Source organism: Micromonospora antibiotica (assembly GCF_017599305.1).
GTDB lineage: Bacteria > Actinomycetota > Actinomycetes > Mycobacteriales > Micromonosporaceae > Micromonospora > Micromonospora antibiotica.
In genome coordinates this window covers 128,567-144,374 of sequence record NZ_JAGFWR010000015.1, presented here as the reverse complement: position 1 = coordinate 144,374, position 15,808 = coordinate 128,567, and the positions used below count along the sequence as shown (strand labels likewise).

12 protein-coding genes are annotated in these 15,808 nt (G+C 71.8%); 5 read left to right on the top strand and 7 right to left on the bottom strand.

The window, feature by feature from the left end:
* Positions 1–181, bottom strand: a 181-nt coding sequence (locus JQN83_RS22610) for a hypothetical protein (protein ID WP_208569149.1), incomplete at its 3' end; no start/stop codon positions are given.
* A gap of 352 nt (positions 182–533) precedes the next feature.
* On the opposite strand from JQN83_RS22610, the gene JQN83_RS22605 reads away from it, so the two are divergent.
* The 3 genes from JQN83_RS22605 to JQN83_RS22595 are packed head-to-tail and all read left to right on the top strand — an operon-like array spanning position 534 to position 3,996.
* The gene (locus JQN83_RS22605; RefSeq protein WP_208569148.1) at positions 534–2,048 is read left to right on the top strand and encodes a serine/threonine-protein kinase; all 1,515 of its coding nucleotides are present in this window, start codon (positions 534–536) and stop codon (positions 2,046–2,048) included.
* Positions 2,049–2,065: 17 nt separating this feature from the next.
* The gene (locus JQN83_RS22600; RefSeq protein WP_208569159.1) at positions 2,066–3,370 is read left to right on the top strand and encodes a sensor histidine kinase; all 1,305 of its coding nucleotides are present in this window, start codon (positions 2,066–2,068) and stop codon (positions 3,368–3,370) included.
* A complete protein-coding gene (locus tag JQN83_RS22595; RefSeq protein WP_208569147.1) occupies positions 3,334–3,996 on the top strand; it encodes a response regulator in 663 nt (220 codons plus the stop codon). Before JQN83_RS22600 ends, JQN83_RS22595 begins: the two co-directional genes overlap by 37 nt.
* A 177-nt stretch (positions 3,997–4,173) precedes the next feature.
* Here JQN83_RS22595 and JQN83_RS22590 read toward each other — a convergent pair whose 3' ends face one another.
* The 3 genes from JQN83_RS22590 to JQN83_RS34195 form a co-directional block, all read right to left on the bottom strand.
* The gene (locus tag JQN83_RS22590; protein ID WP_208569146.1) at positions 4,174–6,738 is read right to left on the bottom strand and encodes an FtsX-like permease family protein; all 2,565 of its coding nucleotides are present in this window, start codon (positions 6,736–6,738) and stop codon (positions 4,174–4,176) included.
* A complete protein-coding gene (locus JQN83_RS22585; RefSeq protein ID WP_208569145.1) occupies positions 6,738–7,544 on the bottom strand; it encodes an ABC transporter ATP-binding protein in 807 nt (268 codons plus the stop codon). The genes JQN83_RS22590 and JQN83_RS22585 overlap by 1 nt, the downstream gene beginning before the upstream one ends.
* 140 nt (positions 7,545–7,684) lie before the next feature.
* Complete coding sequence (locus JQN83_RS34195) at positions 7,685–10,525, bottom strand: helix-turn-helix transcriptional regulator (RefSeq protein WP_208569144.1); 2,841 nt, start codon at positions 10,523–10,525, stop codon at positions 7,685–7,687.
* An 831-nt stretch (positions 10,526–11,356) separates the two neighbouring features.
* Between JQN83_RS34195 and JQN83_RS22575 the strand changes: the two genes are divergently transcribed.
* Entirely contained in the window at positions 11,357–11,626 is a 270-nt protein-coding gene (locus JQN83_RS22575) for a DUF5988 family protein (protein ID WP_208569143.1), read from the top strand.
* A 178-nt stretch (positions 11,627–11,804) separates the two neighbouring features.
* Here the strand turns inward: JQN83_RS22575 and JQN83_RS22570 are convergent, their stop codons facing one another.
* Together JQN83_RS22570 and JQN83_RS22565 are read right to left on the bottom strand one after the other, a co-directional pair.
* Entirely contained in the window at positions 11,805–12,581 is a 777-nt protein-coding gene (locus JQN83_RS22570; RefSeq protein ID WP_208569142.1) for a thioesterase II family protein, read from the bottom strand.
* A 311-nt stretch (positions 12,582–12,892) separates the two neighbouring features.
* Positions 12,893–14,635: an MFS transporter gene (locus JQN83_RS22565; RefSeq protein WP_208569141.1), complete on the bottom strand. Its 1,743-nt coding sequence runs from the start codon at positions 14,633–14,635 to the stop codon at positions 12,893–12,895.
* 81 nt (positions 14,636–14,716) lie between these two features.
* Between JQN83_RS22565 and JQN83_RS22560 the strand changes: the two genes are divergently transcribed.
* Positions 14,717–15,325: a TetR/AcrR family transcriptional regulator gene (locus tag JQN83_RS22560; protein WP_208569140.1), complete on the top strand. Its 609-nt coding sequence runs from the start codon at positions 14,717–14,719 to the stop codon at positions 15,323–15,325.
* Between the two features lie 131 nt (positions 15,326–15,456).
* Here JQN83_RS22560 and JQN83_RS22555 read toward each other — a convergent pair whose 3' ends face one another.
* Positions 15,457–15,717 (bottom strand): PqqD family peptide modification chaperone, encoded by a 261-nt coding sequence (locus tag JQN83_RS22555; RefSeq protein ID WP_307799579.1) that lies wholly within the window; start codon positions 15,715–15,717, stop codon positions 15,457–15,459.
* Between the last annotated feature and the right edge of the window lie 91 nt (positions 15,718–15,808).

Genomic DNA, 15,808 nt, shown 5'->3' with positions numbered 1-15,808 from the left:
TCGAAATATCATTCCCCAACTGCGCCGTCTCCGAGGTGAACCTGTCCCCCGTCAACTGCATCCCATCACCCGAGTCACCCGCAAACCGGATCACCACCCGGTCCAACTGACGGATCTGCTTGGGGCCGGGGGTCCCGCCGCCCGGCGGCTGCGCATCGTCGTACCGTGTCGTCGGGGTCATGGGTGCTCACGTCCCTCTCTAGTCCGGGCGGCGCGCACCACGACGACGGCGCGGTGGCCGGCGCGGTGGTCCCCGGCGACGCCGGCGCGACCATCGGTTGTCGGTGCCGCATCGGCGGCAGCCCGTACCACCGGGGTCGGCGACCCCGTCGTCAGCCGGCGGGGTCGCCGACCGCATCAAGCGCCGGCGAGCGCGTGCGACCACACGCTAGGGTCCGCCCCCGGCCCTGCCAACCCTTAGCGATCCCCTACCAGGCGTCCCCAGCGCAGGCCCGCACGGCGTCCCCACGGGGCGTCCAGCGGGGACGGCTGAGGGGGCGCGGGCCTCGACCCGCCATGGGACACTTGTCTACATGGGCGAGCTGACCAGCGGCGCAGTGGCCGAGCCGGGGTCGCCGCTTCGGCCGGGTGATCCGGACCATGTCGGACCCTACCGGCTACGCCGCCTGCTCGGGTCCGGCGGCATGGGGGTGGTCTTCCTGGCCGAGGCGCCGGGCGGGAGCCGGGTGGCGGTCAAGGTCGTCCACGACGAGCTGCGGTCCCGGCCGGAGTTCCGGCGACGGTTCACCCGGGAGGTCGCCGCCGCCGGCCGGGTGGCCGACTTCTGCACCGCCCGGGTGCTCGACGCCGACCCGCAGGGGCCGGTCCCCTACCTCGTCACGGAGTACGTGACCGGGTCGTCCCTGCACGAGCACGTGACCCGGCACGGCTCGCTCTCCGGGCCCCAGGCCGAGGCGCTGGCCGTCGGCGTGGCCGCCGGGCTCACCGCGATCCACGCCGCCGGGCTGGCCCACGGCGACCTGACCCCCCGCAACGTGCTGCTGTCCCCGTTCGGGCCGAAGGTCATCGACTTCGGGTTGGCGAGCCTGATCGAGGTCCTCGACCCGACCACCGGTCCCTCGTACGGCACCCCGGGCTGGTTGGCCCCGGAACGGCTCGCCGGCTTCCCCCCGGCCCAGCCCGCCGACGTCTACGCCTGGGGCATCCTCGTCGGTTGGGCCGCCACCGGTCGGCTGCCGGTCGACCCCCGGGTCCACCAGGCCGGCGGGCCCGACCTGAGTGGACTGCCCGCCGGCCTGGCCGCGGTGGTCGCCCGGGCGCTGCGTACCGACCCCCGGCAGCGGCCCACCGCCCGGGAGGCGATGCTGATCCTGGTCGGCAGCGCCGACACGGCGAGCATCCGGTCGGCGGTGGAGCCGGTCGCCGCGACCACCGAGCAGCTCGACGGCACCCGGTGGTATCCGGTCGTGGGTCAGCCGGCCACCCTGGTCGCTCCGCCGCAGCCGCACCGGTCGCCGCCGTCCTGGCCGGCGGTGTTGACCGGGGTGGTGGCGGTGGTCGCCGCCGTCGTGCTGGGCGTGGTCGCGCTGCGCCAGGCCGACCAGCGGGGCGCACCGGCCGCCGGGCCGGACCCGTCCGCGCCGGTCAGCGTCACGCCGAGCCCCACCCCGAGCCCGTCGCCCACCCCGAGCCCCACCCCCGCCACCGCGAGCGGCCAGGACGGGTCGCTGGAATTCACCGTACGGGGGGTGCACTGCGGGTCGCGGGAGATCGGGTTCTGGCCGCTGACCCAGAAGGCGGACGGCGTGTTCTGCATGGTCGACGTCGACGTGGTCAACAAAGGGTCCAAGGGCACCATTGTCTGGCCGCTCAGCCAACGGCTGGTCGACGTCGACGGGCGTGGTTACACACCGGACACCCGGTCACTGCTCTACTATCCGGACACGCAGCGGTTGACGAAGAACATCAAGCCCGGCGCGACGGTCAGCGGATCACTGGTCTACGACACGCCGGTCGGCACCGAGTTGCGCCAACTGGTCGTCCACGACACACCACTGAGTGCGGGCACCACCATCGATCTGCCGTGACCGGGGAGCCGCAGGACATGGACGTCGCCACCGCCACGGGACTCACCGGGCGGGCCCTGTCGCGGGCGCTGTACGCCACCGGGCGCGGTGTGCTGCTCGTCGCCAGCGCCGCGCTCAGCCTGGCCCTGCTCGTCGCCACCGTGCTCGCCACGGCGTTCATCTCGCTCGGCGTCGGGGTGCTGCTGTTGCCCCTGGTCACCCCGCTGGTCCGCCGGGTCACCGGGCTGTGCCGGGATCTCGCCGGCCGGGCCGGGGTGCCGATCGCCACGCCCTACCTCCCCGCGCCGCCCACCGAGCGGGGCGTGGTCGGCTGGGTGCAGCGCTGCCGGTCCATCCTCACCGACCCGGCGACCTGGCGTGACCTGCTGTTCCTCCTGCTCAACGTGTTCGTCGGCTTCGTGCTCGGCCTGCTGCCGGTGACCCTGCTGGTCTACTCGGTGGAGGGGTTGGTGCTCTCCGCCGGGTTCTGGATGCTGATGCGCGAGTCCGGGGTGGACTTCTGGTACGGCTTCACCCCGATGGACACCTGGCCGCACGCGGTGCTCGGGGCGCTGGTCAGCCTCGTGGTGTTCGCGATCTGGGTGGCCGCCTCCCCGGGGGTGGTGGCCGGGCACGCCTACTTCGCCCGTACGCTGCTCGGCCCGAGCGAACGGGCGGAGATCGCCTCCCGGATGCGGCACCTCTCCGAGACCCGCTCGGATGTGATCAACATCCAGGCCACCGAGCTGCGCCGGATCGAACGGGACCTGCACGACGGGGCACAGGCACGGCTGGTCGCGATCGGCATGAAGCTCGGCGCGGCCACCCGGCAGCTGCGGACCAATCCGGACGTCGCGGAGACCCTGCTGGTCGACGCGCGCAACGCCACCGCCTCCGCGCTGGAGGAGCTGCGTTGCCTGATCCGGGGCATCCACCCCCCGGTGCTCGCCGAGCGGGGATTGGAGGATGCCATCCGGGCCATCGCGCTGGAGAGCCCGATCGACGTCGACGTCACCGCCGACGTGCCCGGCCGGTTGGCCGCCCCGGCGGAGTCCGCCGTCTACTTCGCCCTGTCCGAGCTGCTGACCAACATCGTCAAGCACGCCAACGCCGACCGGGCCAGCATCGACCTGCGGCACGAGGACGGCGCGCTGCGGGCCGTGGTGATCGACAACGGTCAGGGCGGGGCCGACGCCTCGCTCGGCACCGGACTCCGGGGCATCGAACGGCGCTGTGCTACGTTCGACGGGACGCTCGTCCTCAGCAGTCCCGAAGGTGGGCCGACCGTCGCGATCCTGGAGCTGCCGTGCGCGTTGTACTCGCCGAGGACCTCTTCCTTCTGAGACAGGGAATGGTCCAGCTCCTCGAATCGTACGACTTCGAGATCGTCGCGGCGGTCGACAACGGACCGGCACTGCTCGACGCCCTGGTGACCCTCCGCCCGGAGGTCGCGGTGGTCGACGTGCGACTGCCGCCCACGTTCACCGACGAGGGCCTCCAGGCTGCCCTGGAAGCCCGGCGGCGCTGCCCCGGCCTGCCCATCCTGGTGCTCTCCCAGCACGTCGAGCAGCTGTACGCCAAGGAGCTGCTCGCCGACGCCAGCGGCGGCATCGGCTACCTGCTCAAGGACCGGGTGCTCAACAGCGACCAGTTCGTGGACGCCATCCGCCGGGTCGCCGACGGGGGCACCGCGATGGACCCGCAGGTCATCTCGCAGTTGCTGGCCGGCCGGTCCCGCCGGGAGCCGCTGTCGACCCTCACCCCACGCGAGCGGGAGGTGTTGAAGCTGATGGCCGAAGGATGTTCAAATACGGCCATCGCGCAGCGCCTCATCGTCAGCCAGGGCGCGGTCGCCAAGTACACCACCAGCATCTTCACCAAACTCGACCTGACCCCGGCCGATGACAGCAACCGTCGGGTGCTGGCCGTGCTGGCGTACCTCAACGGCACCCGCGCCGACGTCTCCTGACGCCCCGCCGTCCGTTCCGGACCGTCACCGGCCGTCTGTTTCGGACAGCCGGTCGCGTCTGTCCCGGGCCGCCACCGGCCGATCGTCCCAACGGTAGGTCGCCCCGGGGACCCGGACACACGGTGGTGCCCCCGGTCGGGGTGACCGGGGGCACCAACGGCGCTGTGGGGCGCGTTCCTACTCGACGGCGACCGCTGCTTCCGCCGGTCGGGTGAGCATCACCCGGCGACCGGGCAGCACGGTGGCGGCGAAGGCCAGCACCGCCGCACCCGCCACCACGGCCAGGTAGATCCAGATCGGCCCGGAGGGCACCGGTCGCCCGAGCACCACGATGCTGAACGGCAGCAGTGTGGCGACGGAGGCGATGGTGCCGAGCACCACACCGATGACGGCGACCATGCCCGCCTCCACGCTGAGCATCTGGAGGGCCTGCTTGCGGGTGGCGCCGATGAGCCGTTGCATGCCCAGCTCCCGGCGTCGGCCGGCGGTCGCCACGATCAGGGTGTTCGCCACCGAGATCATGGTGTAGCCGGCGACCAGCGCCACGAGCAGGTAGTTGACCCACGCCTGGGTCTTGGTCCGCTCGGCGAACGTGGTGATCGCGTCGCGGCCCTCGATCATGGTGCCCGGGTGACCGGCGACCTTCTCCCGCAGGCTCGCCGTCAGCGCGTCCCGGCTGGTGCCGGGCTCGGCGGTGACCAGGATCTGCCGGGACAGCCCGGTGGTGCTGTGCGCGGCGAGCAGATCGGCCGGGAGCAGGATCGTCTCGAACCCCTTCTTGGCCGGGTAGAGCGCCACCACCCGCAGGTCGACTGCCGACCGGTCACCGAGCCGCAGGGTGATCTGGTCACCGACGCCGACGCCGACGTTCTTGCCGGCGACCTCGGGCAGCGCGACGGTGTCACCCCTGAGGTCACCCAGGTTGCCGGCGCTCGTGCGCACACCGGTGATGCTGGCGGCGCTGGCCCCGCTCACCCCCTGCAACGGCCAGGGCGACTCCACATGCGACCCGTCGTACGGCTTGTTGATCCACCCGGCGCTGGTCACGTACGCGGACGCGTCCTCGACGCCCGGCGCGGACCGCAGCGCCTCCACCGTCTCGGCGGGGAAACCGCCGGTGGTGGAGCTGAGCACCAGGTCGGCCCGCAGGTTGTCGGAGTAGTACCGCTCGGCGGCCTCGTTCTGGGTGGTCTGGAGGTAGAAGTTGGCCACCGCCAGCGCCACCGCCAGCATGATCGGGGTGACCGCGGAGGCCACCCGGACGGCGCGGGTCCGGACGTTGACCGTGCCGAGGTAGCCGGCCAGCCCGAAGAACGCCCGCACCGGCACGCTGAGCACGGCGGCGAACAGCCGGGTCAGCCCCGGACTGATCAACGCGATCGAGATCGCCCAGCACATCACCGCCGGCCCGGCGGTCGCGGAGGCCACCGCGCCCTGCATGACGATCGCCGTCACCAGGATCAGCGCGAACCCGGCGGCGAAGAACAGGATGGAGAACACCACCCGGGGCCAGCTCACCCACTTGCGCTGGACGGCGGCCTCGGCGATACCGGCGGTGGGCCGGATCTTGGAGGGGCGTCGCCCGGCCACGTAGGCGGCCACCATCGCGGCGAAGATCCCGATGGCGGGGGCCGCCAGGTAGGGGACGAAGCCCTGGTGGAACTCGACCACCGGCGAGATGACCCCCGCGTCGGAGACGATGTGATAGAGCAGCGGCCCGAGGAACACCCCGGGGGCGCAGCCGAGGATCGCCGCGCCGACGGCGACCACCAGCGCCTCACGGCGCACCATCGTCCGGATCTGCCGGGGCGTCGCACCGATCGAGCGCAGCAGCGCGATCTCCTTCTGCCGCTGCTGCACCGACAGGCCCAGGGTGCTGGCGACCACGAAGATCGCCACGAAGACCGTCATGCCGGCGAAGACACCGGAGAGCGGGATGAGCTGCGCCTGGCCGCCGACCGCCTCGGGGAACTCGGCCGCGCCCCGGTCGTCGCCGGTGAGCACGACGAGCTTACGGTCGGCGAGGGTCCGCTCGATCCGCTCGCGCAGCGCCTCCACGTCGGTGCCGGGCTTGGCCAGCACCCCGATCGCGTCGGAGGTGCCGGTGTGCGGGTTGAGCCGCCGCTCGTCGTCGCCGGAGAAGAACAGCGCCGACTGGCTCACCTCACCCGGTGGGGTGGCGATGCCGCTGACCTGGAAGGCGGAGGTCACCCCACCGACCACGACGTCGACCCGGTCACCGACCTTGACCCGGGCGAGCTTGGCCACCGCCCGGTCCAACACGACCTGCCCGGCCTGCGCGGGGGGCTGCCCGTCGAGCCGGTACGGCCCGAGCTGCGCCGACTCCCACCCGTGCCCCAGCGACTGGGTGCCGACGATCACGGGTGCGCCGTTGCGCACGACGGTGGCGGCGAAGGACGACTCGGCCACCGCCCGCTCGACCCCGGGCACCCCCTGGATCTTGCTGACCAGGCCCGGATCGATCCAGTACCGCTCGGCCAGCGGCACCGACTTGATGTTCTTGGTGTCCTGCGGGTCCTTCTTGGGCACACCGTAGGTCTGCTTGCCGCTGACCACCACGTCGGCCGCCGCCAGCCGCTGCGGCGGGACCGCCATCCGGATGCCGGTCTCCATCAGACCACCGCAGGCGACGATCAGCGCCACACCGAAGAAGACCGCGATGAACGTCGCGATGAACGCGAGCTTGCGGTAGCGCAGGGTGCGCCACGCGAGGTACGTCATCAGAAGCCACCCCTGCCGGTGGACTGCGCCGCCCGGTTCTGCTGCCACGCGGTCAGGTGGGTCATCCGCTCGGCCACCACGTCGGCGGTCGGCGCCTCCAGCTCCCCGATGAACTGGCCGTCGGCGAGGAACAGCACCCGGTGCGCGGCGGCTGCGGCGACCGGGTCGTGGGTCACCATGATGATGGTCTGTCCCCCGCTGGACACCGTCTCACGGAGCAGTTGCAGCACCTCGATGGTGGTCTGGGTGTCCAGCGCGCCGGTCGGCTCGTCGGCGAAGATCACGGCCGGTCGCATGATCAGCGCCCGCGCGATCGCGACCCGCTGCTGCTGACCGCCGGACAGCTCGCTCGGCAGGTGCTTGCGCCGCTCGGCCAGCCCCACCCGACCCAGCACCTCCACCACGGAGTGGCGGTCGGGCCGGCGGCCGGCCAGCCGGAACGGCAGGCCCACGTTCTGCTCCACGTTCAACGCCGGCATCAGGTTGAACGCCTGGAAGATGAAGCCGACCCGCTCCCGGCGCAGCCGGGTCAGCTGGTTCTCGTTCATGCCACTGAGTTCCTTGCCGTCCAGCACCACCGAGCCGGACGAGGGCACGTCGAGCCCCGCCGCGCAGTGCAGGAACGTGCTCTTGCCGGAGCCCGAGGGCCCCATCACGGCGGTGAAGCTGCCCCGGGGGAAGCTCATCGTCACGCCCCGCAGCGCGTCGACCCGGTTCTCACCCCGGCCGTACGTCTTGCGTACATCGTCCAGCCGCACCGCATCGGCACCGCTGGTCGGCGTGCGCCGGTCCTTGTTTCTGTCCACCTCATGCTCCCCGCAAAAGAACGTCGCCGAACGGCGGTGGGTACATGTTCACGGTATGGATCGGGCCGATACGGCTCAATGGAGCTAATGACCCGAAGGGGTGGGCCTAGGCCCACCCCGGAATCGGCACCTGCGGCGGCTCAGCTCGCCTGGACCGCCGACTCCCACTGCGGCCAGGACCGCTCGCTGCCGCCCGATCCGACGGCCAGCAGCCCGGCCCCGGCCGCGTCCATCGGCAGTCCCAGTGACAGCTCGGTGCGACGCCGGACGTTCAGCTTCCGGTAGACCCGGGTGAGGTGCTGTTCGACCGTGCTCACCGTGATGTAGAGCTTCTTGCCGATCTCCCGGTTGGTGTGGCCGAGCGCGGCCAGGGTGGCGACCCGCTGCTCGGCGTCGCTGAGCCGGGACATCTCCTCGTGCTCCGGTGGGGCGTCCGGGTCGTCGCCGCCGGCCGCGTCGCCGCCGGGCAGCAGCCGCCGGCACAGCGCCTGCGCCTGGATGTCCTTGGCGAGCTGCAACGCGCTGCGGGCCACCACCCGGGAGGTGTTGAACTCGCCCCGCCCGTAGTGGGCGCTGCTCAGCGCGGCCAGGGCGAGGAAGAGTTGGTAGCGGTCGCCGGATTCCTGGAGCAGGTTGGCCGCCTGGCGCAGGGTGTTGACCCGTTGCTTGACGTCGAGCGCGGAACCGAGCAGCCGCAGGGAGACCCCCCTGGTCCGGGCGTTCTCGGCACCGGGCCGGGACAGTTGCTCGGTCACCATGGCGCGGGCCCGTTCGGGCCGGCCCGAACGCAGGTAGACCTGGGCCAGGTCGCCCCGCCAGGGCAGCAGGGCCGGCAGGTCCATCCCCCACTGGGTGGCCAACTGCCCGCAGGTCTCGAAGTCGGCCAACGCCGCGTGCACCCGCCCCCCGGCCAGGTGCAGGTGGCCACGGGCCCGCAGATACAACGGCCAGAACCAGGTGTCCCGCATGGCGTCCGGGATGACGTGTTTGAGCTGCGCCTCGGCCTCGTCGAGCTTGTCCATGCCGATCATGGCGAGCAGCATGTTGGACAACGGCGAGCCGATCGCCACCCCCCAGTTGTGCGGCGACATCGCGTCCAGCGCCTCGCGGGCGAACCGCTCGCTGAGCGGCAGGTCACCCTGGCGCAGCGCGATGTGCGACCGGACGTCGGACAGGATGGCGTGCCAGGTGGTGGCCCCCCGGGCGCCCGCCTCGGCGCCCAGCACGTCGCACCAGTGCACCGCACGGTCCATCCGGTCGGCGTAGACCAGCGTCTGCAACGCGCACAGCGCCGACTCCAGCCCGACGTCGACGAGCAGATGGCTGCCGAGCACCTGTTCGGCGCGGGCGATCACCTCGTCGGTCACCCCGTCGGTGAGCACGGCGGTCAGGGAGGGGGTGGCCGACCCGAGTGAGCCGTCGGAACGCGCCGGGGTCCCGGCCGGCGTGACCGCCGGGCCGGCGTCGGCGTCGGCGTCGAGCTCGGCGAACGCCACCGGGAAGTGCAGCCGCAGCCACTCGGCGCACCCCTCCAGCTCGGCGGCGGTGGTGGCGTCGAGCTGCTGGCGGGTGTCCCGCAGGTGCCGCAGGGTCTCCTGGGCGTCCGCCCGGTGACCGTGCCAGAGCTGGTAGCGCAGCAGCGCGGCGGCGTGGCGTTCGGAGAGGTGCCCGGCCCGCAGGGCGTCACGCTGGGACTGGAGGTGCTGGCTCACCGCTGCCGGGTTGATCCGCCACTGGCAGGCGGCCAACGTCGCGGTGAGCGCCGCCCGGCGGGGGACGTCGTCGCACATGTCGTGGGCCAGCTTCAGTGACTCCACCGCGTCGTCGACCCGGTCCTCGGCCAGCGCGTGGGTCGCCGAGTCCTGGAGCACCGTGATCGCCCACGGCTCGGCCAGGCCGCCCGCGGCGAGCAGGTGCCCACCGATCGCCGGGGCCGGGGCACCTTCGGCGTGCAGCAGCTCCGCCGCCCGGGCGTGCATCTCGGCCAGCGCCTCCGGGGTCAGATCGTGCAGGACCGCCGCCCGTGCCGCCGGGTGCCGGAACCGCCCGGCGTGCAGCAGGCCGGACATCGTCAGCGCGTTGAGTACCCACTGGACCCGGGCCGGCTTGGTGTCCAGCAGCCGGGCCAGCAGCGCCGGGGTGGCGAGGTCACCGAGCAGGGCGAGCCCGTGGGCCGTCTCCAGGATCGTCGGGTCCCAGCGTCGCAGGCAGGCCAGGACCGCCTGGCGGAACTGGTCGCCGACGACCACCTCGGCGACCTCCGTCGAGCCGGCGACCCGCCGGTCCTGGCCGAGCGCGTGCAGCAGCAGCGGATTGCCGCCGCTGACCCCGTGGTACGCCGGGGCGAGCGCCGCCGCCGTCTCGTCGTCGACCCAACCGCGCAGCAGCTCGGCGACGCCCGCCTCGGACAGCGGCGACAGCTGGATGTTGCAGAAGCTCGCCTGCCGGCTGATCTCGGCCCGGAACTCCGGGTGGAACGGCTGCGGCTGCGGCGACTCGGTGAGCACCACCAGGATCTGCGCGGCGGTGAGGCGCCGTTGCAGGTAGAGCAGGGTGTGCAGGGTCGTCTCGTCGGCGAACTCGACGTCGTCGACGAGCAGGACGAGAGGGCGGGCGCGGGCGATGTCGATCAGCTCGACACACATCGCGTGCACGGCCCTGATCTCGGCGTCCCCTCCGGTCGTGACGCCCTCGATGTCGACGAACGCGCCGATGCGCCGCATCACCTCGTCCGGCAGCGGCACGCTGTGGAACAGTTGCCCCATCACGGCGGCGGGCAGCAGGCGTTCCGCCCGGGAGCAGGCAGCCCGCAGCACCAGCCCGCCCGCTGCGCCGACGTGGTCGGCGAAGGCCCGCAACAACTCGGTCTTGCCCGTGGCACCGGGGCCGCTGATCAGCGCGACCCGCCCCCTGCCCGTGACGCTTCCGGAGTAAAGGTCCCGCAAGATGTCAAGCTCGCGGCTTCTCTCCACAAATTCCACCCGTCTCCCCCCAGGTCAGCGATGACGCATCGAACGAGGGTGCCGCCGACTACGGACGGGCCCCCCGGCGAGACCCTTCGGCTCGATGCCACGCGGGCCGCCGGGACCCACCCGGCCACTGACCACGTCAGCCGGCAAACCAGGTCATGCAATGATGACTGCCAATTGATTGATGGCTTTCACCGCGTCCCGACGGCGAGCACAGCATACATAGACACCCGTACAAGACGGTAGTGGGGTGGTGATACTTCGTCATCGATATTACGCACGGCCATGGCGTTATGTCGGATTGTTGGCGTCGGCCGAAAAATTACTACTCGGTAGCAATTACATGATCGAACAACCGTCCCGCCCCCTCCGACCTGCACGGATAGCCGCAGATTCGGCCCGTCGGACAGCGCGTTGACCTGCGAAATGACTCCGGCAGAGGGTTCGTACCGGAATTTTTCGGGCCAACTCTCCCGGCCCGCACCGATCCCGCCCACGTCGGCACACCACCACCGACCGGACGAGAAGCAGCGAATCGGGCAATCTACTCTTGAGCAAAAATTGAGTTTCAGCGAGAAGACGACACTATTACAGATGCAATTCATAAGCTCTGGTCAATGCTGTCGCCCTTGCGACATCGCCGGGGCTATCACAAATGCGACCCACCGGGCCGCAAAGTAACCGCAGGTTGGCCGGCCGCTGAAATCTGGTCGACGGCCGGCGGGTTAGGGGTCGCTTCCGGGTATGCGCGGGCCAGTGGTGCCGCCACGCTGGAGACATCCGAGGGCAGTGACGCGGAACACGGTGTCCGCCGCGCCCTTGCCCCCAGCCGAGGAGGAAAGCGTGGACGATCTCACCCGGGTGAGCAGCGCGCGGCGGTTCAGCGACGTTCGCGGCGGTGACCACTTCGACGTCGTGCTCGAGGGCGGACCGGTCGGCCTGCCGGCCACCGATCGCGCCCACAGCGCACCGGTCGGCACCGGCCGGATCAAGGTGCCCTATCTGGGCGGCTACGAACACTTCGAACGCTCGGGCGACCACGACGGCCTCAATGACGACGCCTCGCGGGTGGTGGTCTTCCAGTGGACCATGCGGACCAAGATCGCCGAATGACGGGTACGACGGGCGGGTCACCGGTGCGCCGGTGACCCGCCCGTCGTCGTACCGGTGCCCGTGACCGCCCCGCCGGCACGGTGCCCCGGTCGGACGTCACCACCCCCGCAGGCCCGGTGTCCTGGTCGGACGTCACCACCGCGCCGGCGCGGTCGGACCCGACCGGGTCCCGGTCGGGTCAGCCGGTCGGTCCGCCCTGCTGCGCCTGCGCCAGCTCGGCACCGATCAGCCGGATCACGTCGGCGGCGTGGTCGTTGAGATAGAAGTGCCCACCCGGATACACCCGCACGTCACACTCGCCGGTGGTGTGCCGGGCCCAGTCCCGCGCCTCGTCCAGGGTGGTCATCGGGTCCGCGTCACCGGTCAGCACCGTGATCGGGGCGTCCAGCAGCTGATCCGGGTCGGCCCGGTAGGTCTCCACCGCCTTGTAGTCCCCCCGCACGGCGGGCAGGATCATCGGCAGCAGCTCGGGATCGCCCAGCACCCGTGGGTCCGAGCCACTGAGCCGGGCCAGCTCCCGCAGCACCCCGGCGTCGTCGCGGGTGTGCACGTAGCGCTCGTCCCGGACCCGGGACGGGGCCCGACGGCCCGAGGCGAACAGCCGCACCGGCGGCCGACCCGTATGCCGTTGCAGGCGCAACCCGACCTCGTAGCCGAGCACCGCACCCATGCTGTGGCCGAAGAGCGCCACCGGGCGGTCCAGCCACGGGGTGAGCGCCTCGAACACCCCGTCGGCCAGGTCGGCGATGGAGTCCAGGACCGGCTCGTGCCGGCGGTCCTGTCGACCCGGGTACTGGATCGCCAGCACGTCCACCGCGGGCGAGAGGGCCCGGGACACCGGAAACAGGTAGCTGGCCGAGCCCCCGGCGTGCGGCATCGCCACCAACCGGATCGCGCTGGACGGTGCCGGATGGAACCGCCGCACCCAGAGGTCGTTCTCGAGCGTTGCCGTCATCACTGGTCCTCTACGGGTCGACACTGCGGGTGCGCCCCGCAGTGGGACGTCTCCAACGGGCGCACCCGGCCGGCCCGGACCGCCGTCTCGGCCGGTGCCCGGATCCGCCGTCACGCGTGGTGCTGACGCCCTCCCTGCGACGCCGGTGCCCGCTGTCGAAGCGAGCGTAGGAACGCCCGAAACGCCGGGACAACCCCTAAGCACAGCGGTGGCCCCCTAGCCCGCCGGGACGGGTGGGGGCCAGGAGGCCGAATGCCCGGAGGTGGCGCTCCCGACGAGCGGGAGCGCCACCTCCGGGTGGTCGAACGTGGTCAGGCCACCGGGTGCGCCGGCCGGACGGGTTGCCCGGTGGACTCGGGTCCGATCCGGACCACCGGCCCCGGGTCGGTGTCGCCACGGTCGGCGTCCTCGACACCCGCGCCGGACGACATGGGGTCGACCGTCCGCTCCGGGTCGACGTGACCCGCCGGGGCACCGGGGGCGTCAGCGGGGATGGCGGTGGAGTCGGTCGGACCGTCCGCCGGGCCCTGGCCGGGCACCGAGGCGCCCACGTTGCGCAGCAGCACCGCGGCCAGCACCGCCGTCACCACCAGGATGCCGGCCGAGGCGAGCGCGGCGGCCCGCAGCTCGGTGGCGAAGGCGGCCCGGGCCAGCGTCACCAGCGTGTCCGCCGCGGTGGCGGAGAGCGTCCGGCTCTCCTGCACGGCGCCGCCCAGGGTCTCCCGGGCGGTCGCCCAGGAGTCCGCCGGCACGCCGTCGGGCGCGTCGCCGGACAGCTGCCGCCGGTAGACGAACGTGCCGATGCTGCCGAGGATCGCGACACCGAGCGCCGCGCCGAACTGGCTGCCGGTCTCGGAGAGCCCGGCGGCGGCACCGGCCCGCTCGGGCGGCGCGGTGGAGACGATCAGCTCGGCGCTGAGCGTCAGCACCATCGCGATGCCGCCGGTCATCAACGCCTGGCCGACCACCACCAGGGCCAGCCCCGACTCGTCGCCGACCTGGGCGAGCACCAGACAACCGGCGGCACCCACCAGCAGGCCACCGGCGGCGACGTAGGCCCGCCGGAAGCGCTGCGCCAGCATCGGGGCCAGCACCGCCGCGCCGACACCCGCCGCACCGGCCGCGGGCAGCGACCACAGCCCGGCGCTGAACGGGCGCAGCCCGAGCACCAGCTGGAGGTACTGGCTGATGAAGAACATGAACCCGACCAGCGCGAAGTTGGCGAGCACGTTCATCACCACCGCCGCGCTGAACGCGGGAGCACGGAACAGCCGCACGTCGATCACCGGGTCGGCGAGTCGCCGCTGACGCAGCACGAACACCGCCAGGAAGACCAGCCCGCCGACCACACCGGCCACCGGCGGCCAGTCCACGCCGTCCTCGGCGAACTGCTTGATGCCCCAGATCATCGGCAGCACGGCGACGAAGGCCAGCACCGTACTGATCAGGTCGAGCCGGCCGGCTGCGGCGTTGCGGAACTCGGGCAGCAGCAACGGGGCCAGGATCAGCAACAGCAGCATGATCGGCACGTTGATCTCGAAGACGGTGCCCCAGGAGAAGTACTGGAGCAGCGCGCCGCCGGCCACCAGGCCGATGACGCCACCGGCGGAGAAGCCGGCCGCCCAGAGCCCGATCGCGGCCCGGCGTTCGTTCTCGTCGTGGAACATGTTGCGGATCAACGACATGGTCGACGGCATGAGCGTCGCGCCGGCGGCACCCATCACCGCCCGGGTCCCGATCAGCATGCCGGGACTGTTGGAGAGGGCCGTGGCCACGGATGCCACACCGAACACCGCCGCACCGATCATCAGCAACCGGCGGCGCCCGATCCGGTCCCCCAGGGTCCCCATCGGAATCAGCAGGCCGGCCAGCACGAAGGCGTAGACGTCCGTGATCCAGAGGAGCTGACTGCTGGTCGGCTCAAGGTCCGCCGTGATGAACGGCAGAGCGTACGACAGCACGGTCATGTCCATGCTGATGATCAGTGTCACCATGACGAGTACCGCGAGACCGATCCACTCGCGGCGGCCGGCCTTTGCCTGCGCTGTAGCCATGGCCGAAAGCTACCACCGAATTTATACGCACGTATACATCCGGTGGATGAATTAGGGGGTGGTTCCGAGTAGGGTGACGCCGTGGGTCATCGGGAACGCCTGCTGGCAGGGGCCAGGGTCTGCCTCTACGAGCGCGGCTACACACGCACCACCGCCCGCGACATCGTCGCCGCGTCGGATACGAATCTGGCGTCGATCGGGTACCACTTCGGCTCCAAGGAGGCGCTGCTGACCGCCGCCCTGGTGCAGGCGTTCGAGGAGTGGGGCGTCGAGATCGACCGGGTGCTGCGCGACGGCACCCAGCCCGACCTCATGGACCGACTGGAGTCGATGTGGACCGGCCTGGTCGAGTCGTTCGGCACCCACCGGCCGCTCTGGGTCGCCGGGATCGAGGCGTTCGCGCTGGCCGAGCACCTGCCGGTGCTGCGGGAGCAACTCGCCGAGACCTACACCCGGGCCCGCCCGGCGCTGGCCACCTTCGTGATCCGCAACGGCGGTGAGCACGTCACCGAGGAGACCCGCAGGGCCGTCGGCTCGTTCCTGCTGGCGTTGATGACGGGACTGACGGTGCAGCGGTTGCTCGACCCCGAGGCCGCCCCGTCCGGTAAGGAACTGGCCGAGGCGCTGCGGGTGATCGTCGGCGCGGTCAACGACTCCACCGACACCACCCACCCGCCCGCCGACGCCTGACCCCCGCCCACCGGCCCACCGGACAGGGGTTCGACGCACCGTCGACCGGAACGCCGCCCGCGTGCAGGGGGGCCGGATAGGGGTAGGTCCGGCACAGCCGTCGGACGCGGCGGACAGCCCCTCCCTGCCGGTCACTCCACCCGCACCAGACCGGCGCGGAGCATGTCCTCCAGCCAGACGTCGAAGTCCCGTCGGGTGGCCGCCGGATCAGCCGACCACTGCCGGGCCAGGACAGCGGCCGCCCGTTCCAGCGAACCGCCCTGCTGCTGCAACGCGATCCACATCGCGGCGGCGGTCGCTCCGAACCGGTATCGCAGTCCGCTCCGTTCGGCGGTCAGCTCAAGCTGCCCGTTCCGGGTGACCTTGGCGACGATTCCCTGTTCGAGTCGCACCCGCACTCTCCCTGCCTCTCCCGTGTCCACCCCTGGTGGCACCTACCGGCGAACCGTGAACGTCCACCAGACCCGGCCACTACGTTATGCG

Excerpts from the sequence above, each read along its gene's own strand:
- JQN83_RS22590 (WP_208569146.1), bottom strand. The coding sequence starts at position 6,738 with ATGACGTACCTCGCGTGGCGCACCCTGCGCTACCGCAAGCTCGCGTTC.
- JQN83_RS22605 (WP_208569148.1), top strand. The coding sequence starts at position 534 with ATGGGCGAGCTGACCAGCGGCGCAGTGGCCGAGCCGGGGTCGCCGCTT.
- JQN83_RS22570 (WP_208569142.1), bottom strand. The coding sequence starts at position 12,581 with ATGACGGCAACGCTCGAGAACGACCTCTGGGTGCGGCGGTTCCATCCG.
- JQN83_RS22565 (WP_208569141.1), bottom strand. The coding sequence starts at position 14,635 with ATGGCTACAGCGCAGGCAAAGGCCGGCCGCCGCGAGTGGATCGGTCTC.
- JQN83_RS22600 (WP_208569159.1), top strand. The coding sequence starts at position 2,066 with ATGGACGTCGCCACCGCCACGGGACTCACCGGGCGGGCCCTGTCGCGG.